This is a genomic window from Mycobacterium sp. AZCC_0083 (genome assembly GCF_014202335.1).
GTDB lineage: Bacteria > Actinomycetota > Actinomycetes > Mycobacteriales > Mycobacteriaceae > Mycobacterium.
The window spans coordinates 412,119-436,728 of sequence record NZ_JACHGP010000004.1 but is presented as its reverse complement, the minus strand read 5'-3'; the positions used below and the strand labels follow the sequence as shown (position 1 = coordinate 436,728).

The following is a 24,610-nucleotide window of genomic DNA, read 5'->3' as shown; positions in this document are numbered from 1 at the left end:
TCGCGCATGACACAGTTGAAGTCGACGCTCGACCCACGCTCGGCCGCTTACGCCGACGCCGCCGAGACCATGACCGCCAAGCTCGCCGAAGTCGACGCCGAGCACGCCAAGGCGCTGGCCGGCGGCGGCGCCAAGTACGTCGACCGCCACCACGCCCGCGGCAAGTTCACTGCCCGTGAACGGCTCGACCTGCTGCTCGACCCGGACTCGCCGTTCCTGGAACTGAGCCCGCTCGCCGCGTGGGGCACCGCCTTCACGGTCGGAGCCAGCGTGGTGGTGGGCATCGGCGTCATCGAGGGCGTCGAGTGCCTGATCGTCTCCAACGACCCGACGGTCAAGGGCGGCACCAGCAACCCGTGGACGTTGAAGAAGATCCTGCGCGCCAACCAGATCGCACGCGAGAATCGGCTGCCGGTGATCTCGCTGGTCGAGTCGGGCGGAGCGGACCTGCCCACCCAGAAGGAGATCTTCGTCCCTGGCGGGCGGATGTTCCGCGACCTGACCCAACTGTCAGCCGCGGGTATTCCCACGATTGCATTGGTGTTCGGCAACTCGACCGCGGGCGGCGCCTATGTCCCCGGCATGTCGGACCACGTGGTGATGATCAAGGAACGATCGAAGGTGTTCCTCGCCGGACCGCCGCTGGTGAAGATGGCCACCGGCGAGGAGTCCGACGACGAATCCCTTGGCGGAGCCGAGATGCACGCTCGCATATCGGGCCTTGCCGACTACTTCGCCGTCGACGAACTCGACGCCATCCGGATCGCTCGCCGGATCGTGGCCCGATTGAACTGGCGCAAGCAGGGCCCGACGCCGGGTCCGGTCAGCGGTCCTCTGTTCGACGCCGAGGAGCTCATCGGCATCGTGCCAGCCGATCTGCGCATCCCGTTCGATCCGCGCGACGTGATTGCCCGCATCGTCGACGGGTCGGAGTTCGACGAGTTCAAACCGCTCTACGGCGGCTCGCTCGTGACCGGGTGGGCCACCCTGCACGGTTATCCGATCGGCATCCTCGCCAACGCCCGCGGTGTGCTGTTCAGCGAGGAGAGCCAGAAGGCCACCCAGTTCATCCAGTTGGCGAACCGTTCCGACACACCACTTCTCTTCCTGCACAACACGACCGGCTACATGGTCGGGCGCAAGTATGAGGAAGGCGGGATGATCAAGCACGGTGCGATGATGATCAACGCCGTCTCCAACTCGACCGTGCCGCACCTCTCGCTGCTGATCGGCGCATCGTACGGGGCGGGCCACTACGGCATGTGCGGCCGCGCCTATGACCCCCGCTTCCTGTTCGCGTGGCCGAGCGCGAAGTCCGCGGTGATGGGTGGCGCCCAACTCGCCGGCGTGCTGTCGATCGTGAGCCGGGCCGCCGCCGAGGCCCGCGGCCAGCAGGTCGACGAAGACGCCGACGCCGCACTGCGGGCGGCGATCGAGGGTCAGATCGAAGCCGAGTCGTTGCCCATGGTCTTGTCCGGCATGCTCTACGACGACGGCGTGATCGATCCCCGCGACACCCGCACCGTGCTCGGAATGTGCCTGTCCGCCATCGCCAACGGCCCGATCGAGGGGACGTCGAACTTCGGCGTCTTCCGGATGTGAGGCCCACCATGTCAGCGATTTGTGCACGTTCAGCCGCGGTGGGGCGCCACTCCGCGTGCACAAATCGCGGAGGGAACGAGATGACCATCACCCGAGTCCTGGTCGCCAACCGCGGTGAGATCGCCCGCCGCGTGTTCGCCAGCTGCCGCCGCCTCGGGATCGGCACCGTCGCCGTCTACACCGAGCCGGACACCGCCAGCCCCCACGTCGCCGAGGCCGACGTCCGGGTTCGACTCGACGGCAACAACGGCTATCTCGACGTGGAGCAACTCCTCGTCGCAGCCCTTGCGTCGGATGCCGACGCCATCCATCCCGGCTACGGATTCCTCTCGGAGAACGCCGAATTCGCGGCGGCCGTGCAACAGGCCGGGTTGATCTGGATCGGGCCGCCCGTCGCGGCGGTGCAGGCGATGGGCTCCAAGATCGAGGCCAAGAAGATGATGGCCGCCGCGGGGGTGCCGGTTCTCGACGAGCTCGACCCCGACACTGTCACCGCCGCGCAACTGCCGGTACTGATCAAGGCGTCGGCCGGTGGGGGCGGCCGAGGCATGCGCGTCGTGCGCGACCTGGCCGAGCTACCCGGGCAGGTCGAGGCCGCCCAACGCGAGGCACAGTCGGCGTTCGGCGACGCAGAAGTGTTCTGCGAGCGCTACCTGGCCACCGGCCATCACGTCGAGGTCCAGGTGATGGCCGACGCACACGGCACCGTCTGGGCGGTCGGCGAACGCGAATGCTCGATTCAGCGCCGACACCAGAAGATCATCGAAGAGGCGCCGTCGCCGCTCGTCGAGCGCACACCGGGCATGCGCGCCAAGCTCTTCGACGCGGCGCGCCTGTCCGCGGAGGCGATCGGCTACACCGGCGCGGGCACCGTCGAATTCATGGCGGACGAGGCAGGCGACTTCTTCTTCCTCGAGATGAACACCAGGCTTCAGGTGGAGCATCCGGTGACCGAGGAGACCACCGGCCTCGATCTTGTCGAGTTGCAGCTCGACGTCGCGTCGGGCGGCCGTCTACCCGCTGAACCGCCTGCCGCTCGCGGTCATTCGATCGAGGCGCGACTCTACGCCGAGGACCCGGCCAAGAACTGGCAGCCGCAGGCCGGCGCGGTCCACCGGTTCGACGTGCCAGGCACCCGCACCGAGTTCGGCACGCTGGACCGCCCCGGGGTACGTGTCGACTCCGGCATCGTGGACGGCTCTTCTGTGTCGGTGTTCTACGACCCGATGCTGGCCAAGGTGATCTCCTACGCCCCAACGCGGCGGCAGGCTGCGGGCATTCTGGCCGACGCCCTGGCGCGCACCCGCCTGCACGGCATTCGGACCAACCGCGACCTGCTCGTCAACGTGCTGCGCCACCCAGCGTTCCTCGACGGCGCCACCGACACCGCCTTCTTCGACACCCACGACCTGGCCAAGCTGGCGGAGCCGCTGGCCGACCAGTCCGCCGCGAAGCTCTCCGCGCTGGCCGCGGCTCTTGCCGAAGCTGCCGAAAACCGACGGACCGCAACGGCTTTGGCCGATCTGCCGAGCGGGTGGCGCAACATGTCGTCGGGCTACCAGACCAAGCGCTTCGCCGACGCCGACGACGACTACGAGATCCGGTACCGCTTCGTCCGCGGTCGGTTGGAACTGCCGGACTTCGACGACGTGACGCTGGTGTCGTCGAGGTCCGACCAGGTGGTGCTGACGACAAGTGGTGTCGAGCGCCCGTTCGACGTCGCCAGGTACGGCTCCCCCGGATCCCAGGACGTCTTCGTCGACGGCCCACTTGGACCGGTCCGGCTGATGGCCCAGCCCCGCTTCCCCGATCCGGATGCCGCCGTTGCGCAAGGCTCGTTGTTGGCCCCGATGCCTGGGTCGGTGATCCGCGTCGGCGCGGCAATCGGCGACCAGGTGACGGCCGGCCAGCCGCTGATCTGGCTGGAGGCGATGAAGATGGAGCACACCATCACCGCCCCGAGCGGTGGTGTGCTCGCCGAGCTGAACGTCGCGGCCGGCCAACAGGTCGACGTCGGCGCCGTACTCGCTCGTGTAGAAGACACCGAAGACCCCGAGCAGAAGGAACACTGATGAGCTTCGTCGAGACCGATGAACAGAAGGAACTGCGCAAGGCCGTTTCACAGTTCGCCGCCAACTACGGCGAGAAATACTACCTGGGGAAGGCCCGGTCCGGTGCGCACACCACCGAATTGTGGAGTGAGGCAGGCAAGCTCGGCTTCATCGGGGTCAACCTGCCCGAGGAGTACGGCGGCGGCGGCGCGGGCATGTATGAGCTCTCGCTGGTCATGGAGGAGATGTCGGCCAATGGCTGCGCGCTGCTGCTGATGGTGGTCTCCCCCGCCATCAACGGCACCATCATCAGCAAGTTCGGCACCGAGGAACAGAAGAAGCGCTGGATCCCCGGCATCGCCGATGGCAGCATCACGATGGCCTTCGCCATCACCGAGCCCGACGCGGGCTCGAACTCGCACAAGATCACCACGACCGCGCGCCGTGACGGCAGCGACTGGATCCTGTCCGGGCAGAAGGTCTTCATCTCCGGGGTGGACCAGGCGCAGGCGATCCTGGTGGTCGGCCGCACGGAAGAGGCCAAGACCGGCAACCTGAAGCCCGCGCTGTTCGTGGTGCCGACGGATACTCCTGGCCTCTCCTGGACCGCGATCGACATGGAGATCGTCAGCCCGGAGAACCAGTTCCAGCTGTTCCTCGACGACGTCCGACTGCCTGCAGACGCTCTCGTCGGATCCGAGGACGCGGCGATCGCCCAGTTGTTCGCGGGCTTGAACCCGGAGCGCATCATGGGCGCGGCGAGCGCCGTCGGGATGGGCCGTTTCGCCATCAACAAGGCCACGGAGTACGTCAAGACCCGGCAGGTGTGGAAGACTCCGATCGGTGCACACCAGGGCATCTCACACCCGTTGGCGCAGAACCACATCGAGATCGAATTGGCCAAGCTGATGATGCAGAAGGCCGCCACGCTCTACGACCTCGGCGACGACGGCGGCGCGGCCGAGGCGGCGAACATGGCCAAGTACGCCGCGGGCGAGGCATCGGTCCGCGCCGTGGACCAGGCCGTTCAGAGCCTCGGCGGTAACGGGCTCACCAAGGAATACGGCATCGCCTCGGTGCTCACAGCGTCGCGGCTGGCCCGGATCGCCCCGGTGAGCCGCGAAATGATCCTCAACTTCGTCGCCCAGACGTCGCTGGGCCTCCCTCGGTCCTACTGATGCCCTCGCTGGTCCACTACACCGTCCAGGGCGCGGCCGCGCGCATCGTGCTGGACTCGCCGCACAATCACAACGCGCTGTCGACCGCCCTGGTGCATCAACTCCAGCAGGGACTGAGCGACGCCGCCGAGGAGTCCGGCGTGCGCGCCGTCGTGCTCACGCACACCGGCACCACGTTCTGCGCGGGCGCCGACCTCGCACAAGCCACTTCCGGCAAGCAGGATGCCGATCCGGCTGACGTCGCCGTACACCGAGCACACGAGATGACCCACCTGCTGCGCGCGATCCTGGAAGTGCCGATCCCCGTCATTGCCGCCGTGAACGGCCACGTGCGGGCAGGCGGTCTCGGCCTGATCGGCGCGTGCGACCTCGTCGTGGCCGGGCCTGCAAGCACGTTCGCACTCACCGAGGCCCGCATCGGCGTTGCGCCGTCGATCATCTCGTTGACCCTGCTGCCGAAGATGAGTCCGCGCGCGGCGGGCCGGTACTTCGTCACGGGCGAGAAGTTCGACACAGTGGAGGCTGCAGCGATCGGACTGATCACACAGGCCGCCGATTCCGCCGAGGGCATGGCCGCAGCTGTGGAAGCGCTGATCGAAAACATCGCCAAGGGCTCGCCGCAGGGCCTTGCCGCGTCGAAGGCACTCACCACGGCATCGATCCTCGCGGACTTCGACCGGCACGCCGACGAGCTCGCCAAGCAGTCGGCGGAGCTGTTCGTCTCCGAGGAGGCCCGCGAGGGCATGATGGCGTTCTTGCAGAAGCGCCTGCCGAACTGGGCCGTGGCGGCCCAATCCTGAAAACAGCGGGTCGGTGGTCGTGGAACGTTGACGGGAGGACGGCCGCGGAGCCATGTTGGCGCAGGTCAACCCGACATAAGACCGCGATGACGGCCGCGACACGCGACGAGCCGAACTGCTGACCCGCGCGTTCATACCTAATCTGGGCTGGGCAGGAGTTTCCTGGGGCGAAGGTGACGGTGCGGCGACCTGGGTCGCGGCATTTCATCCACTTTGCTATAAGTTAACGTTTGCGTGAAGTTTGCGCTGGCGCTTGGGCCGTCTGTGTACTACCTTGAGGGAAGCTGTTAGCGAACACGAGCACCCGGCGCCGGGGTCATCGGGCGCACGACGCAAAGGACAAGAAATGTTTATTCGACGCGCCGCTATCGCTGCCGCGGCGATTGCAGCCCCACTCGCCTTCGCCGCGCCGGCAATGGCCGGCCCCGGCATGGACTTTAGCTGCGCGCCCTGCGTTGGTGACATAAACAACGACGGCACCAACGCGCCAGTCTGGAACGAACTGACGTCATTCGGCCCGTGGGAGAAGGCGTTCGACCCCGCCGGTGATGGCAACGGTGCGTGGGAACAGGGCGTTACCGCCGTCAATGGTGGTGCGTGGGAGAAGGCGTTCCCGGCCGAGTAAGACAATTTGACCCACCACCCCCGTTGGAGCCCGAGGCTTTGGCGGGGGTGGTCGGCTTTTTGCTCCACGCGGTGTGAGCGTGCCAGCGTGGCCGGCTTCCCAAGGCAGGCGAGTGTTTTCGCACAACCCCACCAACCAGCTGAGTCACGGCCGGTCAGCGCCTGGCTAACTGCTTCGCCGTGGCAGGCGAGGGCACGATTTGGGCAACAACCTTGCGTGCGCCAGCGATCGTCGTAGGCTCATCTCTGATGAGCACTCCCGCGTCGCGCAACGGATCCATGCGCGCTGCCGACACCGATCGCATTCAGGTTGCGCAACTGCTCACCGATGCGGCCGCACAGGGTCGGCTTCCGATGACTGAGTACGAGGACCGCCTCGCCAAGGCGTACGCGGCGCAGACCTACGGCGACCTGGCCCGGCTGAGTGCGGACCTGCCTGGCACCGCGACCCCACCTAGGGCAGGGCCCGCCCGGCCTGCGCCGTCCACATTGCTGCTGGCGATCATGAGCGGCTTCGAACGGCGCGGGCGCTGGAACGTACCGAAGCGGTTGACGTCGGTGGCCCTGTTCGGCGGCGGCGTGATCGATCTCCGCTATGCCGACTTCACCTCACCGGACGTGGAGATCCATTCGTATTCGATCTTCGGCGGGCAGACCATCCTGTTGCCACCGGAGGTGAACGTCGACGTCCGCGGCGTCGGCGTGATGGGTGCGTTCGACCACGTCGGCGGGCTCGGCTCACCTGGCGCTCCGCACGTCACCATCCGCGGCTTCTCGCTGTGGGGCAGCGTCGGCATCAAGCGCAAGAAGCGCAAGAGCGCCGGCTGACTCCCGGCCAAGACCTGTTCGAAACGCATCGGCCCCTTCCGCAATGGAAGGGGCCGATGTGTTTGTCTGGCTGGAGGTACTCCTACGGGGTGGCTCCGCCGGTACCGGGATCTGCACTCTGTGTCGACGGGTCCGGCCCGAGACCGACCGACGCACGAAGTCCATTGACAGCGTCTCCCCACCCGCGGATGCCGTTGTCGGCAGCGTTCTTGCCACCGCCGCTGCCGAAGAGGACGGGGGCCCCCGCCGGCGTGAACTTGGCTGAATAAGATCCGTTCGACGACTTCTTGGTCGTCTCTTCGATGGCCGCCGCCGGAGTCTCGACCGACGTGGTCTTCGCCAAGGCGAGGGAATCGCCCGACGGCGGGGCATCTGGATCCGGCACCGGGGCATCCTGGTACTCGGGAATGGCGCTGACCGAGGCCAGGCTCCGCTGCGCCGCCCAGATGTCTGCCTGCGTGGAGGCCGGATTCCCCAGCGTCTGGAGTGCCGGGATGGCACTGAAGGCGTCGATGCCTGCGAGGTCCGCGACGTTGCCGGACGCGTTTGCCTTCGACCAGGTGTTCGCCCCACTCAGCGCGGCGTAGCCGGCGTTCGTATCGCTTGGCTCGAAGGCACTCAGGTCGGTGTAGTTGGAGGCCGCCCATTTGTCGAAGGCCTGCGTTGCATTCGTGGAGTCGAGACCGTAGTAGCCGGTCCGGTCACCGTTCGCGATGGCCTGAAGCGAGGGCACGCCGCTGAAAGCATCGATACCGGCCAGGAGGGCCGGGTCACCGGTGCCCGCTGCCTGGGCGGCCGCGTACACCGGTACCGCGCTGAGACTATCGAGGGCTGCGAGCGCATCGGTGTTGCCGGTCAAGCCAAATGTGAGGTAGGCCGGTATCGCATTCAGCGAACCCAACGCGAAGATAGCTGTCGGGTCGCCGGCTGCGGCTGCCTGAAAGATCGGTACGGCATCGAAGTTCGCCAGAGCGCCCCAATTGACCTTCAGGTTCACGTCGGCGGACACCGCGTTCGCGAGCCGGTCTGCCGCCGGTCCGACGGCCGGGAGCACCGCCGCCGTGGCAATGCACACCGCGCAGAATATCGAACTCGCAGCTGCAGGAGTCTTGGCCCAAATCATGGTGAGTTCCTTCCCGGGTGCGGACCAGCGGACCGCGTATGCATTTGCTGAGAACATACCTTAGAAAGGCCTGAAACATGGGATATAGCGGCTATCCAGCACGGGACCTCGACTGCCGATGCAGGCGGGTCGATATCGACGATCGCCGGGAAGTATTTGCTGAGATCGTGAGAGCCGCGAGAAACACCGGATCGACGCCTCTAGGCAACCTGCTAGCGCCGTTTGCGGGACCGCAGGTAGTCACTCACCACGGCGGCACCCAGTCCGTCCAACTCGGGCACTACGACGCGTCCCTCCACCCGCCGCGCGACCTGGTCGATGAACCGCGCGAGACCGGGATCACTACCGAGCCGGAAGATCGTCACCTGCGCGCCCAGCCGGGCGACGTCGTCGAAACCTCGCACGGTGTGCGCGATGGTCAGCGGGTGCGGCGGGTAGTCGAAGAAGACCGACGTGCCGTCCCCGTCGCCGTAGTCCTCGAGGTGCGCGGTCGGCTCGCCGTCGGTGACGACGAGCACCACCGGCTGAGCGTTCGGGTGGCGGCGCAAGTGTCTGCCCGCCAAGGCAAGCGCGTGGTGCAGGTTGGTGCCCTGCTCGTAGACGCCTTCCAGCCCGGCCAACTCTCCTGGTGTCACCGTCCGCGCGTAGCGACCGAACGCGATGATCTGCAGCGAGTCGGCGCGGAACCGGGTGCTCACCAGATGGTTGAGCGCCAGCGCGGTCCGCTTCATCGGCAGCCACCGGTTCTCCATCACCATCGAGAACGACGTGTCGACGAGCAGCGCCACCACGGCCTGGGTGCGCGTCTCGGTCTCGGAGATCTCGACGTCTTCCACCGTGAGCCGCATGGGCAGCTCGGCGACGCCCGTCCCGGCTTGGCGCAGCACCGCGTTGGTGAGCGTCCTGGTGACGTTCCACGGTTCGGTGTCGCCGAACTGCCATGGCCGCGTCGCCCCCGTGAGCTCCCCTGCCGCGCCAGCGCGACGTGTGTCACGTTGGCCGTGGTGACCCGACAGTCGTTGCGCGACGTCGCGCAGGGCGGCCTGCCCGAGCTGCCGCATGGCCTTGGGTGAGAGGCGCCATTGACCGTCGGAACCGCGGTCCAGGAAGCCCTGGTTCATCAGCGTGCGTTCGAGTTCGGCAAGCGTCCTAGCGTCGACCGCCGCGTCCTCACCGAGTTGGCGGGCCAGCATGTCCAGGTCGACGTCGTCCATCGTGGCGCCGGAGTAACTCTGCGACAGTTGCTCGGCGAGCTGCTCGAGCTCGCCGATGTCGGCCATCGCCTGAGCGCCCTCCCCCATGCCCATCGGGTTGTCGCCCGAGAACCGCTCCGAGCCCGACCAATCCTCACCGGGCCGCGCGGCTTGTAGGTGCGAATCGAGACGGTTGAGCGCATTCTGCAGCGATGGCGAGCCGAATGCCTGCTGCGCCAACGAATCCAGCTCGGCCCGCTGGTCGGCGGACAGGCTGTTGCGGAACCGCTGCGCCGCGGCCGCCCGCTTGGCCAGTGAGTCGAGCAGCTCGTCGATGTCCTTCGGGTTCTCCGGAAAGTACTCGCCGTACTTGTCCATGAAGTCTTGAAAGTCTTGAGGCGAGTCCTCGCCGCGAGAATGCTTGTCCAGCAAGTCATTCAGATCGTCGAGCATCTCGTTGATCTGCTGACGATCCTCGTCGGTGGCGTTCTCCAGCGCCTGCTTCATGCCTGCGAACCGCTGATCGAGCATCTCGCGACCCATCAGGTCCTTGATCTGCTCGTACTTCTGTTGCGCCTCCGGGCTGCGCCACTCGTACTCGGATAGCTCCTGGACGGCCTTGGCGGGCGACGGCGACAGCGACTCGAGCTGCAGTTCGCCGAACCGGGCGTCGTCATCGAGCGCGCGGGCCAACTCCTTGCGCTCGGCCAGCACGGCCTCGTCGAGCAGCTTCTTGATCTCGGCCAACGTGCCGTCGAGGTTGTTGCGCTTCAACAGTTCCCGGCGCTTGCGGTTGGCTTCGGCGGCAAGCCGGTCGGAGCCGGTCATGTTCTTGGTGCCGCGCCGCAGCATTTCGGACAAGGCCCGCCGCGGCGAGCTGCCCTCCATGACCTCCTGGCCGATCTGTTCGAGCGCCTCGCGCAGGTCGACCGGCGGAGCCAACGGGTCGGGGCCGCCGCTGTATCGCGAGTAGCGCGACGTCCGTTTAGCCATAGACGGTTTCGCCGTCGCCGGACACCTTGTCGATGCGCTTGGCCAGATACAACGCCTCGAGCGCCAGCTCGGCGGCGGCGGCGCGTTCGCCGTCGGTCGTCGCGCCGAGGCGCTCGGCGATGGCATCCAGCACGGGCAGGTCGGGCAGCGCCGCGAGAACGTCCTTGGCCGAGACGCGCTCGCCGGTCGTGACGGGCGAACCCTCTTCGACGGCGACAACCAGCGGGCCGACGTCGATGCCACCGAGGAGCCGTTGCGCCGTGTCGGCGGTGGCCCGCCTCAACAGGTGTTCGAGGACGGCCTGCTCGCGGCCCTCCTCGCCGGACTCGAACTCCAGCTTGCCGCGCAGCACGTCGATCACGGTGGCGAGATCCACCACGCGCGCCACCGGCTCGTCCTCGCCGAGGATCGTCGAGCGGTGCCGTGCCGCCGCGGCGACGGTCTCGGCGGCCGCGATCGCGAACCGGGCCGACACACCGGAGCGCTGATCGACCGACTGCGATTCGCGAAGGTTCCTGGCGAACCGCGCCAACGTCTGAAGCAGATAGTCGGGCACCGCCGCGGCCAGGTGCGCCTCCTGCTTGATGACGCTGACCTCGGCCTCGAGCTGCAACGGGTAGTGAGTGCGGACCTCGGCGCCGAACCGGTCCTTGAGCGGCGTGATGATCCGGCCGCGGTTGGTGTAGTCCTCGGGGTTGGCACTGGCCACCACGAGCACGTCGAGCGGCAGGCGCAGCGTGTAGCCGCGCACCTGGATGTCGCGCTCCTCCATCACGTTGAGCATCGACACCTGGATGCGCTCCGCGAGGTCGGGCAGCTCGTTGATGGCGACGATGCCGCGGTGCGCGCGCGGGATCAGGCCGAACGCGATGGTCTCCGGGTCACCGAGGCTGCGGCCCTCGGCCACCTTGATGGGGTCGATGTCGCCGACGAGGTCCGCGACGCTGGTGTCGGGCGTCGCCAGCTTCTCGCTGTAGCGCTCGCTGCGGTGCTTCCACGCCACGGGCAGGTCGTCGCCAGAATCGGCAGCGCGACGGATCGACTCAGGCGTGATGGGCGTGTACGGATGCTCGTTGAGCTCGGACCCCGCGATCACGGGCGTCCACTCGTCGAGCAGACCGGTCAGTGCGCGCAGCAGTCGCGTCTTGCCCTGCCCGCGCTCCCCGAGCAGGACCAGGTCGTGTCCCGCGATCAGCGCGCGCTCCAGTTGGGGCAGGACGGTGTCCTCGAAGCCGAAGATGCCCGGCCATACGTCGCGGCCGTCGGCCAGTGCGGCGAGGAGGTTCTCCCGGATTTCCTGCTTGACGCCGCGCTCGCGATGCCCGGAGGCACGGAGTTCGCCGAGCGTGCGCGCGAGTTTGTTAGACGATGTCACGACTCCACGCTACGACGGTCACTGCCGTGGGGCATCCGCTCCCAGCTCATAGCGAAAACCCGAATTGGTCGACGCTTTGGGGAATACGGGTGTTGACGCTGTTCCAGGGAGTTTTCTGGATAGTCGGGGCCGGCGGGCCGCCCTCGGTCAGGGCCCGACTTTGATGGACACCGTCGTCGTCTGGGTCTTGGCTGGCAACTTGGTGGTGTCGACGACGAGGAATTCGCCGGTGTCCTGCCTGCCGTTGGCGAGCGTCTTCGGCTTCAAGGTGAACGGCGGCGTCTCGGAGGCCAGGCCGGCCAGACCGAAGTCGCTGTCGTTGGAGATCGTCAGCGTGTTTCCACCGTCCGAAGTGGCGAGGCCCTCCACCTTGTCGTGGCCGAAGAATTCGCCCTTGGCGTTGAGCTCGGTCAACAAACCGCCCAGATCCAGCTTGAGCGTCTTGGTCACCGTCGTGATGCCCTTGGCCTTCAAGGCCGCGACGGCCTCGGTGTCGGTGGTGACCCCGATCGCCGTCTCGATGGCCTTGCCACCCACCTGCAGTCCGCCCGCGTCGGCGCTGTACGTCGCACCCGGCACCGACGCCTTGGGACCGACATCGGTGGCCCCGGAGATGTCGGCGACGTAGACCTTCTTGTCGGCGCCAGGTGCCAGCTTGCCGTCGCGCTCGTCGACGAGGAACGTCGTGTTGGTCAGCGCGGTGATCTCCGAAACCGCGACCTTGGTCACCTGCGGATTGGCCAGCGGGTACAGGTATTCGCTGACGGCCTTGGTGGCCAGGTTGACCGTGACGATGCGGGTGAACGCCACCGACTTCGCGGAGCCTTCCAGCCCTGTCGTCTTGAGCGCCGACTGCATGATCCCCACCAACGTGGAGGCGTCGGGGGTGATCGTCAGGCCCTCCATCCCCTGATTCGGTGTGCGAAGCGACAATTCGCGTGGCAGCGTGCCGTCGAACGGCGACAACCGTTCGAGCTCCTTGCCTGCCGCGTCGAAGTGGACGAGGAACGGCCCGTACTCATCGGACACCCAGAAGGTGCCGTCGGCCAGCGCGACGAGACCCTCGGTGTCGAGGCCGTGATCGGACGTCGGCAGTGGTGCGCCGTTCATGTCCACCAACGTCTCGCCGGTGTTCGCCTGCGGATCGACGAGCCCGCGCAATGGTGCGCCGTCGGTACCCGTCAGCCCGATGGTCTTCTCGACCGTGGCGGTCCCGTCGCTGAGCTTGTACTCGTTGATTCGGGGCTGAAAGTCGGGGACGGGCAACACCTTCTCGTCGTCGGTACGGCCGTCGACGTTGGGACCGCGGTCGCTGAGCCCGTAGACCTCGTCGGTGCTGCCGGGGACGGCGGCGATTGCCGAGCCGTCGGCGCTGCTTTCGATCGCCACCCCACCGACGGTGGCGATCGGCGGAGTGTCGACGGCGTACAGCTTGACCGCTTCTGCAGTGGTCACCTTCAGTTCGTCGGTGCCCGAGAAGCCCTTCTCCGGGGTATAGACCATCGCGCCGCCGCTCCCGTAGCCGATCTTTCCGTGCCCGGGCGAAGCGAACGCTACGGGCGTTGTGCCACCGGTCGCCGCCAGTAGCTGGGAGGGTGTGAGAGTGAGCGGCTGATCGACCCCTGTGGTCAGCTGGGCCGCCACCGGCGGGGTCGATGGGGTGCTCGCGCCGGATGGCGACGACGCGTTCGAACCGGATGAGCAGGACGTGGCGGCCATCGTGATCAGGACAATCCCCGCAGTTACCAATGGCTTTGGGCGCACAATCATGGGCTAAGCATTAGCACCGGCGGTCAACCGGCAGGTGTCTGCCAGGTGAACGACCGCATGGCCGTGCCGGCAGTCAGCATCCCTCGTGGAGTGCTCGGCACGAGTCTTAGGACAGAAACGGTCCTATGCCGTGTCTAACGTCGCCGTCATGACCAATAACCACAGCGACGTCCTGCCGTTCCGGATTGAAATCGAACAGGCTGAGATTGATCGGCTGCATCGTCGCCTCGACGAGACACGTTGGCCACCAGTGCTTCCCGGCGACGGATGGGATACGGGTGTGCCGGTGGCGTGGCTGCGCGAACTCAGTGATTACTGGCGAAACGACTACGACTGGAGAGCCGCCGAACGCGAACTCAACCAGATCCCGCAATTCACCACGATCATCGACGGGCAACGGATCCATTTCATGCACGTACGCTCAACAGAGCCCGATGCGTTGCCGCTGATCTTGACCCATGGGTGGCCGGGCTCAGTGGTGGAATTCCTCGACGTGATCGGCCCGCTGACCAATCCCACGGCCCACGGCGGAGACCGCGGGGACGCTTTCGACGTGGTGATTCCCGCACTACCCGGGTTCGGCTTCTCCGGACCGATATCCGAATCTGGCTGGACCACAACATGAATCGCCACCGCGTGGAACGAACTGATGACGCGGCTCGGGTACGACCGTTACGGCACTCAAGGAGGCGACATCGGCGCTGCCGTGGCCCCGGAAGTCGCCAGGATCGCCCCCGCACGGGTCATCGGAGTGCACACCAACGGCGGTCCCGGGGGATTCCCCGAAGTACCGCTGCCGGAGGAAGTCATGACCACCCTCTCGCCGATCGAACGCGACCGGATCGCCCGCGTGGAAGCGTTCATGCGCGAAGAGTTCGGCTATATCGCCATCCAGTCCACCCGCCCCCAAACCCTGGGCTACGGCCTGATCGATTCCCCCGTCGGGCAGTTGGCCTGGATCATGGACAAATTCCGCGAATGGACCCACCCGCGCCATGATCTGCCTGACCGCATTCTCAGCCGCGACCGGTTGCTGACCAACGTAATGACGTATTGGCTGACCGGTACCGCTGCTTCGTCGGCCTACGTCGGCTACGCACAAAGCGCAGCCTGGGGCGCCCCCAAAATCAACAGCGGCGTGCCCACTGCGGCGATCGTGTTCGCCCACGATGTGGGGATCCGGCAGCTCGCCGAAGCCGACAACACCATCACGCGGTGGACCGAACTCGACCGGGGCGGCCACTTCGCCGCCATGGAGGAACCGACGGCACTGGTGACTGATATCCGCGAGTTCTTCAGGACTCTACGATGATTCGGCGGCCACGAAGAGGGTCACACGGGCCCCGCCACCCGCCGCCGCGCTGGCTCAAACCCCTCAATAGAGCGTTCCTGCTCATCCGCCGGTTCGGAGGGATGCCCACGCTGCACGTACTGACGGTGAGGGGGCGAGCGACGGGACGCCCCCGAAGTACGCCGATTACCGTCGTCACCGTCAACAACAACCGCTACCTCCTCGAAGGCTTCCCCGGAGCCGACTGGGCAGCGAACGTCCGGGCCGCCAACGGATGTGCCCAATTGTCGGTTGGTGACCGCATCGAGCACATCGACCTGACCGAGCTCGACCCATCCGATGCCATAGCCGTGCTTCGGCACTGGCCCCGCCAAGCCGCCACCGGCGCCCGGATCATGCGCGACGCCGGCATCATCAACGACATCACCCCCGATGCCTTTGCCGACCTCGCCGGCAGATGCACCGTGTTCCGCATTCATACCGCCGCACCGCCAGAACATGGCAAGGGAACCAACGCCGTTCAGTAGAGACACGGCCCGCACTAGTGGCGAAGAAGCGGCGGTCTGTAGGGCCTAGTGCCCGATCAGTGCGCGAAGTGCCGTGCCCCGGTGAGATACAGAGTGATGCCTGCTGCTTCAGCGGCTTGGGTGACCACGTCGTCGCGCATCGACCCGCCGGGATGGACGATCGCCTTCACACCGGCGGCCGTCAACGTCTCCAACCCGTCGGGGAACGGGAAGAACGCATCGGACGACGCGACGGCGCCGGGCACCCGGTCACCGGCCCGCTCGACGGCCAGTCGCGCCGCATCGACGCGATTGACCTGACCCATGCCGACGCCGACCGTCGCGCCGTCCTTGGCGATGACGATCGCGTTGGACTTCACCGCGCGGCAGGCGCGCCACGCGAACACCAGATCGGCGAGCGTGTCGGGGTCGGCAGGCGAGCCGGTAGCGAGCGTCCAGTTGTTCGGGTCGTCGCCCTCGGCGTCGATCGCATCGCGCTCCTGCACCAGCAGTCCCCCGCTGACCTGACGGAACTCGGTGCCGCCCACCAACGGCTCGGCCGCCACCAGAACTCGGATGTTCTTCTTGCGCGCCAGAATGTCGACGGCCCCTGGCTCATAGGCGGGGGCGATGATCACCTCGGTGAAGATGTCTGCCACGGTTTCGGCCATCTCGACGCTGACGGTCGTGTTGGCGGCGATGACGCCGCCGAACGCGCTCAGCGGGTCGCATTCGTGGGCCTTGCGGTGCGCGTCGGCAACCGACACCGACGAGACCGCGATCCCGCATGGGTTGGCGTGCTTGATGATGGCGACGCAGGTGTCCTCGTGGTCGAAGGCGGCCCGCCACGCCGCGTCGGCGTCGGTGAAGTTGTTGTAGGACATCTCCTTACCGTGCAACTGCTCGGCCTGCGCGAGACCGGGCCATGCGCTGTCGTCGGTGTACAGCGCGGCGCTCTGGTGCGGGTTCTCGCCGTAGCGCAGGACCGCCGAGCGCCGCCAGGTGCCCCCGAACCACTGCGGCAACAACGGCAATGCATCGGAGCCTTCCGGCGCCAGCGTAGAACCCATCCACGTCGCGACCGCAACGTCGTACTCCGCGGTGTGCCGGAAGGCCAACGACGCCAGCTTCTTTCGCTCGGCGAGCGTGAAGCCACCCGACCGGACCGCGGCCAGCACGCCGTCGTAGCCGAGTGGATCGACGACGACCGCGACACTGGGATGATTCTTGGCGGCGGCACGCACCATCGACGGCCCACCGATGTCGATCTGCTCGACGCACTCGTCCTCGCTGGCGCCGGAGTCGACCGTCTCGGTGAACGGGTAGAGGTTGACCACCACCAGTTCGAACGCGGCGACGCCGAGCTCCTCAAGCGCGGCGAGGTGCTCCGGCTTGCGGGTATCGGCCAGCAGGCCCGCGTGCACCCGTGGGTGCAACGTCTTGACCCTGCCGTCGAGCACCTCGGGGAAACCGGTGACGTCCTCGACCGACGTCACCGGAACACCGCCCGCCGCAATGGTCTTCGCGGTCGACCCGGTTGACACGATGGCCACGCCCGCGTCGTGCAACCCACGCGCGAGATCGGCCAGCCCGGTCTTGTCGTAGACGCTGATCAGCGCCCGCCGAATCGGGCGTCGTCCGTCGCTTTGCGTCATCCCAAGACCACCTTTCGTCCCGTCCACGTCACGCCGCGCGTTGCCATCGCGGCGAGCACATCCACCAACAACCGTCGTTCGACGACCTTGATCCGTTCGTGCAGGCTCGCTTCATCGTCACCGTCGAGCACGGGTACCGCTTCCTGCGCCAGGATCGGCCCGGTGTCCATGCCCTCGTCCACCAGGTGCACGGTGCAGCCGGTGACTCGCACACCGTAAGCCAACGCCTCGGGCACCGCGTGCGCCCCGGCGAAGGCGGGCAGCAGGGCCGGATGGGTGTTGACCACCCGGCCGAGGAAGCGGGAAAGGAACTCGGGCCCAAGGATCTTCATGAAGCCCGCCGACACCACCAGGTCGGGCTGATGCTCGGCCGTCGCCTCGGCGATGTCGCGGTCCCAGGCTGCGCGGTCGGGGTAGTCGCCGAGTCGCACGGTGTAGCCGGTCACCGAGGCCGCCGCTGCGATGTCCAGGGCGGGGCAGGCACGATCCGTGCCGACGGCGACGACCCTGGCCGGGTAGTCACCTACCGCGGCGTCCAACAACGACTGAAGCAACGAACCGGTGCCAGACGCCAGGACCACCAGCCGCGCCGGTGCGCTCGGGAGCACTTGGAGCGGGGGTTGCACGACAGGCAGCCTAATCGGCCGGTCGACGGGTCTCGCCGTTGGCAGCGTCTGGCTCGGAAATGTCGTCGTGGTCGGTGACGAAGTGTTCTTCCGGGTCGTCGTCCAGATCGTCATCGCGCACGATGCGGGACGCCTCGATCACCGGCGCGGCAGGCTCCGGCTCGTCGGGCACGTCCTCGAATTCTTCGACGTCGTCGGGTTCGACGATCTCGGCCTCGATGTAGTCATCAGATTCGAAAACGTCGGGCCCCGGGACGACGGGCTCACCGATGGGCGGCTCGTCGATGGGTGGCCCCTCGGCGAGTGGCCCGTCGACAAGTGGCTCGTCGGCGACCACGGGCGCAGGCGCGCGGGCGGTCTTGGGCCTGCGGGTGAGGCCGCCCGTCATCGCGACGGTCAGCCCGCCGATCGACACGAACCACAGGAAGACCGCCGGACCGAAGGTGGTCTGGTCCACGCCGACCTGGCCGAAGTTTCCCAGTTGGCCACCGCCTGCGTAGCCGAGCACGGCCATCACGGCGGCGGCCAACGCCGATGCCACCACCAGCTTCGCCGCCGCCTCAGGCAGTGGCAGGGGCCGTCGCGCGCACTGCTGGCCGACGGCGACGGCGGACGCGGCCGCCACGATCAGCAGAGCCACCCAGACGGGTCCGAGCGGCGGAGACGGCACCGCGGCGAGCACGGGTACCGCGGGCACGTCACCGCCGAGGACGGTGAAGGAGCTGAACGTGGCCAATCCCACGTGCGCGCTCGAACCGACGGCGACGGCCGCCGTGCCGACGATCACGTTCGGCACGTAGAGCACCGACAGCAGGGTGAGGCTGAGCTGCCCGAACACCGAGTCGGTGATGGCGTACAGGTCGTGCATGGTCGACCAGTGCACGACCATCGACCCGACCGCGATGACGCCGGAGAGCCCGAAAAGGGCCAACACGCCTGCCGCTCCTGCCCTGGCGGCCTCCGGTAGCCAGCCCGGTAGCCACGCCGCCATCGACGGACGGCGGACCACGCGGGAACCGACGCCGATCGCGGCACCGATGAGGTGGACGGCCAGCACTCCGCCGAAGGCGCGCAGCGCGCTGGGCGTCTGGAGTTCGGTCAGCACGGAGGACGCGTCATGAATGACCGCCAATGCGATGGCGGCGATGAGCATCGGTCCGCCAACGGCCGACGCCACGACCCAACGGACGACGAACCACGAACTGCCGGGCCGGATGGCCGCCGCGGTGGTGCGCGCGGTCCCCCATGCCACCGCGAGCACGGGTAGCAGGGGCATCACGCCCAGCTCGCGTCCGCCGATCGATACCGGCACCTGGTGGACGCCGAGCCACATGGTGGCGATCGCACCGAACGCGCCGGTCATGTCGCTGTTGGCGATCAGCAACTGCAGCAGTACCACCGCAGCAATCACGACCAAGGCGATGACCGACGGACCGAACGCGACCCTGAGCAGGTCGCGGGCCTGACGTGTGCCGACTGGCCGGTTGTCCACTAGACGGGTTGCTCCCCCCACGAGCTGGTGCGCGCGATGTCGTCGTGCGCGCCGCTAGTGATTATGACGGAGGAGGACCCGATTGCTGCGCAGCCGGTTGCTGTGGCTGTGCTGATTGTTCCGCCTGAGGCCCGGAAGTGGCGGACGCCTGGGGATTGCCGTAGGTCGGGAAGCCGGTGGGGGGTGTCGGAGGCCCGGAGTGCTGCTGGCTGGCCGGGTAACCACCCGTCGACTGACCGCCCTGGTATCCCTGGCCGTACTGCGGCGGGTAGCTCGGCCGCTGCTGGGGCGCGGGACCGCCGTGCTGAGGCTGACCTTGTGGTTGGCCTTGGGGTTGGCCGTAGTAGCCGCCGGGAGCGCCGTACGGGTTGTACTGCTGAGGTTGGTCGTACTTCGGCTTCGGCACCGGCGCGGTGATGACACCCGCGTCCAGCAACAACCACGCCGCCGCAGCGATCGTCTGCAGCAAGCTGAAGGCGATCACCAGGTACAGCGCCCAGTCGATGGTGGCGCCGCTTGGCGCGTTGATGACCTCACCGATGACCAGGAGGAACCCCAGGACGGCGGTGACGGCTGCCACGGCGGCGTAGTTGTTCTGCTTGGGCAGCAGCGTCACCCCGGCGACCAAGCCGGACAGGAGCGCCACCAGCACGGCGATGCCGAGACCCAGCGTGCTTCCGCTGGCGGAGCCGAGCTGAGGAAACTCCGAGTTACTGATGGTGAACTGCGGGCCGAAACTCGACAGATAGACCGCGAGACCGAGCACCGCGACTGCGATGGCCAGGTACAGCGGCAGCTTGCTCGGGCCCGGTGGATCGGAATCCGGTGCCTTGGAGAACTGCTGGGTTGGTACGGAGAACTGCGTCGTCGGTGGTGTGGGTGTATAGCCGGGGCTATTGGGCGGGTAGGTCATGACCTCTCCTGTGCATTGATTCGACCATCCACGCTAGCGCACGTCGGCGGGGGGCCGAGGTCCGTAGAGCGCATCGAGCACCGAGCACCCGCCGTGAGCAAACAGTGGCGTTCAGGCCGAGACGAGCACCGGGGCGTCGCGCGAATTGTCTTCGGACTCCTCGATTTCGCGCACCAGGGGAAGGACGTTGGCGCCGAAGTACTCGATCTCCTCCTGGAAGTGAAGGAAGCCGCCGAGGATCAGATCGGCGCCGCGTTTGCGGTAGCCGGCGATGCGTTCGGCGATCTGTTCTGGCGTGCCGATCAGCTGAGTGCGGAATCCGTCGTTGTACTGCACCAGGTCCTCGAACGACGAGTCGGCCCACATTCCCTTCTTGTCGCCGGTGGAGTTGCCCGCCTGCTGCACGGCGCCGCGGAAGCCCTCGACAGCGGGCTTGTTGGCCTTCGCGATGATCTCGCGGAGAACGTCCTTCGCTTCTTTCTCCGAGTCCCTGGCGATGATGAATCCGTTCAGCCCGACGCGCACCTCACGGTTTGCGCTTCGGGCGTGGTCGCGGACCTCGACGACCTGTTCGGTGAGGCCGTCGAAGTCCTTGCCGTTGGAGAAGTACCAATCCGAGTACAGGCCGCCGTTGCGCCGCGCGGCCGTCGAGTTACCACCCTGGAAGATCTCCGGGTTTGGCCGGTCGGGCGTGTTGAGTGGCTTCGGCTTCAGCGTGAAGTCGTGGATGCGGTAGAAGTCGCCGCGGAAGTCGACGTCGTCCTCGGTCCAGATCTTGCGCAGCACCTGCAGGAACTCCGCGCTACGGCGGTAGCGCTCGTCGTGCTCGAGCCACGGCTCGCCGAGGTGGGTGAACTCGTCCTTGAACCAGCCGGACACCACGTTGACGGCGAAGCGGCCGTTGGAGAGGTGATCGGCAGTGGCGCCCAGCTTGGCGAGGACGGCGGGCTGCCACAGGCCGGGGTGGACGGCCGCGATCACCTTGAGGCGCTCGGTGGCCAACAACAAGGCCAGGCTGAAGCTCGTCGACTCGTGCTGGTACTCGGCGCCGTAGCTGGCCTCGTAGCGGACTTGGGACAGCGCGTACTCGAAGCCGTTGTTCTCGGCGGTCTGGGCGAGCTTCTTGTTGTACTCGTAGTTCCAGTCGGTGCGCTGTTCGATGTCGCTGGTCACGAGGCCGCCGCTGACGTTGGGCACCCAGTAGGCGAACTTGACGTGGTCGGCGATGCGTTCAGTCGTCATGGTGTGCATCCCAGCAGCGGGGGCGGACGTCGTCGCGGGTAACACTCGCGCTGACGGAAAGTCAGCCGCTTCAGCCGCCTGTGAGGTGAGCGAGCACCGGCTTGATGTCCTCGGTGGGCGAGAAGTCGATGTATTCGCAGTCGGTGACCGCCTCCGGTGCGTGACCAGCAGCCCAGTAGAACGCGTCCCCCGCCGAGTAGTCGTGTGGTTCGTCGGCGGTGTGCATGCGCAGTCGTCCGCTCAACATGTACCCCCAGTGCGGGCACTGGCAGAGGTCGCCGTCGAGTCCAACCAGCGCGGGCCGCAGGTAGTCGCGGCGATTCCGTTGAATCGTGACGACGTCACCGTCGTGTACGCGCCCATCATCGGACTGACCACGACGTCCCCGACCCGGAGCGGTGGCATCGGGTAGTCGCGGGCGATCACGTCGACGCTGTCGCAGGTGGGACCGGCCAGCGTGACGGGCTGAATGTCGCCCGACGGATCGTTGCTCAGCTCGTTCAGCGCCAGCATCGGCGGGTGCACGTCTTCGGTGAGGACGTTCGAGTACGACCCGTACAGGCCGTCGTCGAGGTAGTGCCAGACCTTGCCGTCACGAGTGGCGGTGCCGACGACGCTGGTCAACAACGTCATGCAGCTGGCCGCCAGGATCCGGCCCGGCTCGGCGAGCATGGCGTAGTTGCCTCGATGCGGCCCCGGAACGTCGTCGACGACATCGGCGATCGCGCTCATCGACGGCATGTCCTCGCGATAGGACACCGGGAAGCCGCCGCCGATGTCGATGCTCGGCACCCGCAGCCCAAGCGTCCGCTCGACGTGCTTGGTGAGATCGAACGTCGCACGAAGCGCGTCCCGGTACGGCTGCACCGACGAGCCCTGGCTGCCCACGTGGAAGCTGAAGCCCTCGAACCGGACCCCGCGGCGATGACGTGTTTGACCAGCAGCTCCGCCTCGGCGGGATCGACACCGAACTTCGCCGACAGGTCCGACTTCGCGGACGGATTCGGGAACGACAGCCGCACCACGATCCCGATGTCGGACGGTCGGCCGACGAACTTCTGCGCCTCGACGGGGTTGTCGACGACGAACGTCCGGATGCCCTGGGCGTAGGCATGGTCGATGTCCGCGGGCTTCTTCACCGGGTGGGTGTGGATGCAGCGGTCCATCGGGACACCAAGTGACCGCACGTGGTCGACTTCGGCGGTGGTCGCTACGTCGAAGCTGCTCCCGCACGCCGCCAGGACGGTGATCACCGCGGGGTGCGGCAGGACCTTCACCGCGTAGTGCAATCGGAACCCGCGTAGGTGCTCGTTCAGCATCGAGTATTGCGCGGCCACGCGATAGGGGTCCAGAACCAGCAGCGGGGTGCCATGTTCGGCGATGAGGTCACTCCAGCGGTGGGTGCGCGCCTGCGACCGCAGCGCGTCACGAAACTGCAAGCGTCGCAACGGATTCATAGTCGGCCGCCTCTGTCGTGGGACGGCCCACCGCGAGCAGACCCTTGAACCGCTCGTAGCTGAGGATTGCCAAGGCATAGAAGCCGACGTCGGCGACCAACTTCGCGAAGATCCAGCCGCCGAGCATGTTGCCGAACAAAACGGGCCCCAGGTAGAAGGCCGCCGGACGGATGAACAGGCTGTCGATGACCTCCGCGGGACCGAATTCGATCGCGACGCTACGAAGGGCAATGGCGTTCGCGGCCAGCACGCGACGCGTCCGCTGAAGATGGCCGAGCTCGCGGTAGGTGGTGCGCACTGCGCAGGTGTACGCAGCGGCGTAGTACCCGACCGAGGCGCCGATGGTCGCGGCGACCGCGGCTGCGGCGTAGGAGCCGGTGAATAGGTAGGCGATCGCGGCGCCGCCCAATTCACATGTCGTTCCGGCGATCTCACAGGGCAGATAGCGCCGCACCCATTCCAGCAGCTTCTTCCCCGTCGCGCGTTCGGAGTTCATGCCCCGAACTGTTCCGGTGATGACCAGGCCTGGGCACGCGTAGCGGACTACTCGTGTCTGGGCTCCCCACGACCCACTGTGGGGACCCTGCCTTGCACCCGGGACTAGAACACGTTCTAATTCTGACTATGGACTACGGGCTCGTACTTTTCACCAGTGACCGCGGTATCGCGCCGGCGGCCGCCGCGAAACTTGCCGACGATCATGGGTTTCACACCTTCTACGTGCCCGAACACACCCACATCCCGATCAAGCGGGAGGCAGCGCACCCGACCACCGGCGACGAGTCCCTGCCCGACGACCGCTACATGCGCACGCTGGACCCGTGGGTCTCGTTGGGTGGCGCGGCAGCGGTGACCACGCGCGTGCGACTGTCCACCGCGGTCGCCCTGCCCGTCGAGCACGACTGCATCACGCTGGCCAAGTCGATCGCCACGCTCGATCACCTGTCCGGTGGGCGGGTCAGCCTCGGTGTCGGATTCGGCTGGAACACCGACGAGCTCACCGACCACAATGTGCCGCCGGCCCGTCGCCGCACGATGCTGCGCGAGTACCTCGAGGCCATGCGCGCCCTGTGGACTCAGGAAGAGGCCGAATACGACGGCGAGTTCGTCAAGTTCGGTCCCAGTTGGGCCTGGCCCAAGCCGGTGCAGTCGCCCATCCCGGTGCTCGTCGGCGCGGCAGGCAACGAGAAGAACTTCAAGTGGATCGCCAAGAGCGCCGACGGCTGGATCACCACGCCACGCGACTTCGACATCGACGCACCCGTGAAGCTGCTGCAGGACACCTGGGCCGCGGCAGGCCGCGACGGCGCACCCCAGATCGTCGCGCTGGACTTCAAGCCCGATCCGGACAAGCTGGCCCGCTGGGCCGATCTCGGCGTCACCGAGGTGTTGTTCGGGCTGCCCGACAAGTCGGAAGCCGAGGTCACCGGTTACGTGGAGCGATTGGCGGGCAAGCTCGCCGCGTTGGTCTAAGGCTTTCTTTCGTCGACATCTGCCTCAGGGTTGTGGCCGCGGCGAACTCGCGACCCTCGCGCAGATTTCGACGCTCACGAATTGGCGCCCGTCACCCCGCCTCGCCTGCACTAACGTTGTCATCGTGACTGGGGACTTGAAGGTCGACACGGCTGCGCTGGAGGCGGTCGCCCGCCAGCTCAACGGTTTGAGCGACCAGTTGACCAGCGGAGGCATCACCCACGAGTGGCAACCGCCCGTCGCGCAACCGACCGGGCCTGCGACGGTCGCCGTCACCGCCGCCGCCAACCACGTCGCCGGCGAATGCGCCGCCAACCTCCGAGTGTTCGGCGAGGACATTGCGCGCGCCGCGCGTTTCTACGCCGCGATCGACACTGCTGAAGCCAACCAGATCGACAAAATGCTGCCTCCGAAATAG

Annotated in this window: 23 protein-coding genes and 1 pseudogene; 11 read left to right on the top strand and 13 right to left on the bottom strand. The window is 67.0% G+C overall.

The genetic code is table 11. From position 1 onward, the window contains the following. Positions 1 to 6: 6 nt before the first annotated feature. The 6 genes from HNP02_RS12470 (at position 7) to HNP02_RS12445 (ending at position 7,083) form a co-directional block, all read left to right on the top strand. Entirely contained in the window at positions 7 to 1,602 is a 1,596-nt protein-coding gene (locus tag HNP02_RS12470; RefSeq protein WP_184438658.1) for an acyl-CoA carboxylase subunit beta, read from the top strand. Positions 1,603 to 1,682: 80 nt separating this feature from the next. Next, positions 1,683 to 3,674 (top strand): biotin carboxylase N-terminal domain-containing protein, encoded by a 1,992-nt coding sequence (locus HNP02_RS12465; RefSeq protein ID WP_184438656.1) that lies wholly within the window; start codon positions 1,683 to 1,685, stop codon positions 3,672 to 3,674. Next, on the top strand, positions 3,674 to 4,831 hold the full coding sequence (locus HNP02_RS12460) for an acyl-CoA dehydrogenase family protein (RefSeq protein WP_184438654.1): 1,158 nt from the start codon (positions 3,674 to 3,676) through the stop codon (positions 4,829 to 4,831). The genes HNP02_RS12465 and HNP02_RS12460 overlap by 1 nt, the downstream gene beginning before the upstream one ends. Then, positions 4,831 to 5,631, top strand: coding sequence for an enoyl-CoA hydratase family protein (locus HNP02_RS12455; RefSeq protein ID WP_184438652.1), 801 nt, complete (start codon positions 4,831 to 4,833; stop codon positions 5,629 to 5,631). The genes HNP02_RS12460 and HNP02_RS12455 overlap by 1 nt, the downstream gene beginning before the upstream one ends. A gap of 346 nt (positions 5,632 to 5,977) precedes the next feature. Beyond that, positions 5,978 to 6,256: a hypothetical protein gene (locus HNP02_RS12450; protein ID WP_184438650.1), complete on the top strand. Its 279-nt coding sequence runs from the start codon at positions 5,978 to 5,980 to the stop codon at positions 6,254 to 6,256. 248 nt (positions 6,257 to 6,504) lie between these two features. Beyond that, complete coding sequence (locus HNP02_RS12445; protein WP_184438648.1) at positions 6,505 to 7,083, top strand: DUF1707 domain-containing protein; 579 nt, start codon at positions 6,505 to 6,507, stop codon at positions 7,081 to 7,083. 82 nt (positions 7,084 to 7,165) lie between these two features. Here HNP02_RS12445 and HNP02_RS12440 read toward each other — a convergent pair whose 3' ends face one another. The 4 genes from HNP02_RS12440 to HNP02_RS12425 all read right to left on the bottom strand — a co-directional run bounded on the left by HNP02_RS12440 (position 7,166) and on the right by HNP02_RS12425 (position 13,486). After that, positions 7,166 to 8,206, bottom strand: coding sequence for a hypothetical protein (locus HNP02_RS12440; protein WP_184438645.1), 1,041 nt, complete (start codon positions 8,204 to 8,206; stop codon positions 7,166 to 7,168). A gap of 212 nt (positions 8,207 to 8,418) precedes the next feature. After that, positions 8,419 to 10,392, bottom strand: a complete 1,974-nt coding sequence (locus tag HNP02_RS12435; protein WP_184438643.1) for a VWA domain-containing protein — start codon at positions 10,390 to 10,392, stop codon at positions 8,419 to 8,421. Continuing rightward, positions 10,385 to 11,767: a sigma 54-interacting transcriptional regulator gene (locus tag HNP02_RS12430; RefSeq protein ID WP_184438641.1), complete on the bottom strand. Its 1,383-nt coding sequence runs from the start codon at positions 11,765 to 11,767 to the stop codon at positions 10,385 to 10,387. Before HNP02_RS12430 ends, HNP02_RS12435 begins: the two co-directional genes overlap by 8 nt. A gap of 147 nt (positions 11,768 to 11,914) precedes the next feature. Next, positions 11,915 to 13,486, bottom strand: coding sequence for an esterase-like activity of phytase family protein (locus HNP02_RS12425; protein ID WP_184438639.1), 1,572 nt, complete (start codon positions 13,484 to 13,486; stop codon positions 11,915 to 11,917). A 199-nt stretch (positions 13,487 to 13,685) separates the two neighbouring features. Here HNP02_RS12425 and HNP02_RS43695 point away from each other — a divergent pair, with 199 nt between their 5' ends. The 3 genes from HNP02_RS43695 (at position 13,686) to HNP02_RS12415 (ending at position 15,355) form a co-directional block, all read left to right on the top strand. Then, positions 13,686 to 14,162: an epoxide hydrolase N-terminal domain-containing protein gene (locus HNP02_RS43695; RefSeq protein ID WP_309241526.1), complete on the top strand. Its 477-nt coding sequence runs from the start codon at positions 13,686 to 13,688 to the stop codon at positions 14,160 to 14,162. A 183-nt stretch (positions 14,163 to 14,345) separates the two neighbouring features. Next, positions 14,346 to 14,849 (top strand): hypothetical protein, encoded by a 504-nt coding sequence (locus HNP02_RS43690; protein WP_309241525.1) that lies wholly within the window; start codon positions 14,346 to 14,348, stop codon positions 14,847 to 14,849. Beyond that, positions 14,846 to 15,355: a nitroreductase/quinone reductase family protein gene (locus HNP02_RS12415; RefSeq protein ID WP_184438637.1), complete on the top strand. Its 510-nt coding sequence runs from the start codon at positions 14,846 to 14,848 to the stop codon at positions 15,353 to 15,355. Before HNP02_RS43690 ends, HNP02_RS12415 begins: the two co-directional genes overlap by 4 nt. 56 nt (positions 15,356 to 15,411) lie before the next feature. Here HNP02_RS12415 and purH read toward each other — a convergent pair whose 3' ends face one another. From purH to HNP02_RS12375, 9 genes and pseudogenes are all read right to left on the bottom strand, one after another. After that, positions 15,412 to 16,989 carry a bifunctional phosphoribosylaminoimidazolecarboxamide formyltransferase/IMP cyclohydrolase gene (gene purH / locus HNP02_RS12410; protein ID WP_184438628.1) on the bottom strand — a complete coding sequence of 526 codons (1,578 nt, stop codon included), beginning with the start codon at positions 16,987 to 16,989 and terminating at the stop codon, positions 15,412 to 15,414. Next, a complete protein-coding gene (purN, locus tag HNP02_RS12405) occupies positions 16,986 to 17,615 on the bottom strand; it encodes a phosphoribosylglycinamide formyltransferase (RefSeq protein WP_184438626.1) in 630 nt (209 codons plus the stop codon). The genes purH and purN overlap by 4 nt, the downstream gene beginning before the upstream one ends. Positions 17,616 to 17,625: 10 nt before the next feature. Next, entirely contained in the window at positions 17,626 to 19,107 is a 1,482-nt protein-coding gene (locus tag HNP02_RS12400; RefSeq protein WP_184438624.1) for a DUF6350 family protein, read from the bottom strand. Positions 19,108 to 19,168: 61 nt separating this feature from the next. Continuing rightward, a complete protein-coding gene (locus tag HNP02_RS12395) occupies positions 19,169 to 20,020 on the bottom strand; it encodes a DUF5336 domain-containing protein (protein ID WP_184438622.1) in 852 nt (283 codons plus the stop codon). A gap of 111 nt (positions 20,021 to 20,131) precedes the next feature. Next, positions 20,132 to 21,262 carry a dimethylsulfone monooxygenase SfnG gene (gene sfnG, locus HNP02_RS12390; RefSeq protein ID WP_184438620.1) on the bottom strand — a complete coding sequence of 377 codons (1,131 nt, stop codon included), beginning with the start codon at positions 21,260 to 21,262 and terminating at the stop codon, positions 20,132 to 20,134. A 70-nt stretch (positions 21,263 to 21,332) separates the two neighbouring features. Beyond that, positions 21,333 to 21,488, bottom strand: a complete 156-nt coding sequence (locus HNP02_RS12385) for a hypothetical protein (RefSeq protein WP_255506443.1) — start codon at positions 21,486 to 21,488, stop codon at positions 21,333 to 21,335. Between the two features lie 14 nt (positions 21,489 to 21,502). Further along, positions 21,503 to 22,150 carry a hypothetical protein gene (locus HNP02_RS43685; RefSeq protein ID WP_309241524.1) on the bottom strand — a complete coding sequence of 216 codons (648 nt, stop codon included), beginning with the start codon at positions 22,148 to 22,150 and terminating at the stop codon, positions 21,503 to 21,505. A 110-nt stretch (positions 22,151 to 22,260) separates the two neighbouring features. Beyond that, positions 22,261 to 22,581, bottom strand: a pseudogene (locus HNP02_RS42645) (type III PLP-dependent enzyme); the annotation flags it as partial. A 106-nt stretch (positions 22,582 to 22,687) separates the two neighbouring features. Continuing rightward, entirely contained in the window at positions 22,688 to 23,215 is a 528-nt protein-coding gene (locus tag HNP02_RS12375) for a hypothetical protein (protein ID WP_184438618.1), read from the bottom strand. A gap of 128 nt (positions 23,216 to 23,343) precedes the next feature. Between HNP02_RS12375 and HNP02_RS12370 the strand changes: the two genes are divergently transcribed. Together HNP02_RS12370 and HNP02_RS12365 are read left to right on the top strand one after the other, a co-directional pair. Then, positions 23,344 to 24,192, top strand: coding sequence for an LLM class F420-dependent oxidoreductase (locus HNP02_RS12370; protein WP_184438616.1), 849 nt, complete (start codon positions 23,344 to 23,346; stop codon positions 24,190 to 24,192). A gap of 124 nt (positions 24,193 to 24,316) precedes the next feature. After that, complete coding sequence (locus HNP02_RS12365; protein ID WP_184438614.1) at positions 24,317 to 24,610, top strand: type VII secretion target; 294 nt, start codon at positions 24,317 to 24,319, stop codon at positions 24,608 to 24,610.

What these genes read in the sequence shown, in the direction of transcription:
- HNP02_RS12470 (WP_184438658.1), top strand. Translation starts at nt 7, where the DNA reads ATGACACAGTTGAAGTCGACGCTCGACCCACGCTCGGCCGCTTACGCC.
- HNP02_RS12465 (WP_184438656.1), top strand. Translation starts at nt 1,683, where the DNA reads ATGACCATCACCCGAGTCCTGGTCGCCAACCGCGGTGAGATCGCCCGC.
- HNP02_RS12460 (WP_184438654.1), top strand. Translation starts at nt 3,674, where the DNA reads ATGAGCTTCGTCGAGACCGATGAACAGAAGGAACTGCGCAAGGCCGTT.
- HNP02_RS12455 (WP_184438652.1), top strand. Translation starts at nt 4,831, where the DNA reads ATGCCCTCGCTGGTCCACTACACCGTCCAGGGCGCGGCCGCGCGCATC.
- HNP02_RS12450 (WP_184438650.1), top strand. Translation starts at nt 5,978, where the DNA reads ATGTTTATTCGACGCGCCGCTATCGCTGCCGCGGCGATTGCAGCCCCA.
- HNP02_RS12445 (WP_184438648.1), top strand. Translation starts at nt 6,505, where the DNA reads ATGAGCACTCCCGCGTCGCGCAACGGATCCATGCGCGCTGCCGACACC.
- HNP02_RS12440 (WP_184438645.1), bottom strand. Translation starts at nt 8,206, where the DNA reads ATGATTTGGGCCAAGACTCCTGCAGCTGCGAGTTCGATATTCTGCGCG.
- HNP02_RS12435 (WP_184438643.1), bottom strand. Translation starts at nt 10,392, where the DNA reads ATGGCTAAACGGACGTCGCGCTACTCGCGATACAGCGGCGGCCCCGAC.
- HNP02_RS12425 (WP_184438639.1), bottom strand. Translation starts at nt 13,486, where the DNA reads ATGGCCGCCACGTCCTGCTCATCCGGTTCGAACGCGTCGTCGCCATCC.
- HNP02_RS43695 (WP_309241526.1), top strand. Translation starts at nt 13,686, where the DNA reads ATGACCAATAACCACAGCGACGTCCTGCCGTTCCGGATTGAAATCGAA.
- HNP02_RS43690 (WP_309241525.1), top strand. Translation starts at nt 14,346, where the DNA reads ATGACCACCCTCTCGCCGATCGAACGCGACCGGATCGCCCGCGTGGAA.
- HNP02_RS12415 (WP_184438637.1), top strand. Translation starts at nt 14,846, where the DNA reads ATGATTCGGCGGCCACGAAGAGGGTCACACGGGCCCCGCCACCCGCCG.
- purH (WP_184438628.1), bottom strand. Translation starts at nt 16,989, where the DNA reads ATGACGCAAAGCGACGGACGACGCCCGATTCGGCGGGCGCTGATCAGC.
- HNP02_RS12395 (WP_184438622.1), bottom strand. Translation starts at nt 20,020, where the DNA reads ATGACCTACCCGCCCAATAGCCCCGGCTATACACCCACACCACCGACG.
- sfnG (WP_184438620.1), bottom strand. Translation starts at nt 21,262, where the DNA reads ATGACGACTGAACGCATCGCCGACCACGTCAAGTTCGCCTACTGGGTG.
- HNP02_RS12385 (WP_255506443.1), bottom strand. Translation starts at nt 21,488, where the DNA reads ATGCACACCGCCGACGAACCACACGACTACTCGGCGGGGGACGCGTTC.
- HNP02_RS12375 (WP_184438618.1), bottom strand. Translation starts at nt 23,215, where the DNA reads ATGAACTCCGAACGCGCGACGGGGAAGAAGCTGCTGGAATGGGTGCGG.
- HNP02_RS12370 (WP_184438616.1), top strand. Translation starts at nt 23,344, where the DNA reads ATGGACTACGGGCTCGTACTTTTCACCAGTGACCGCGGTATCGCGCCG.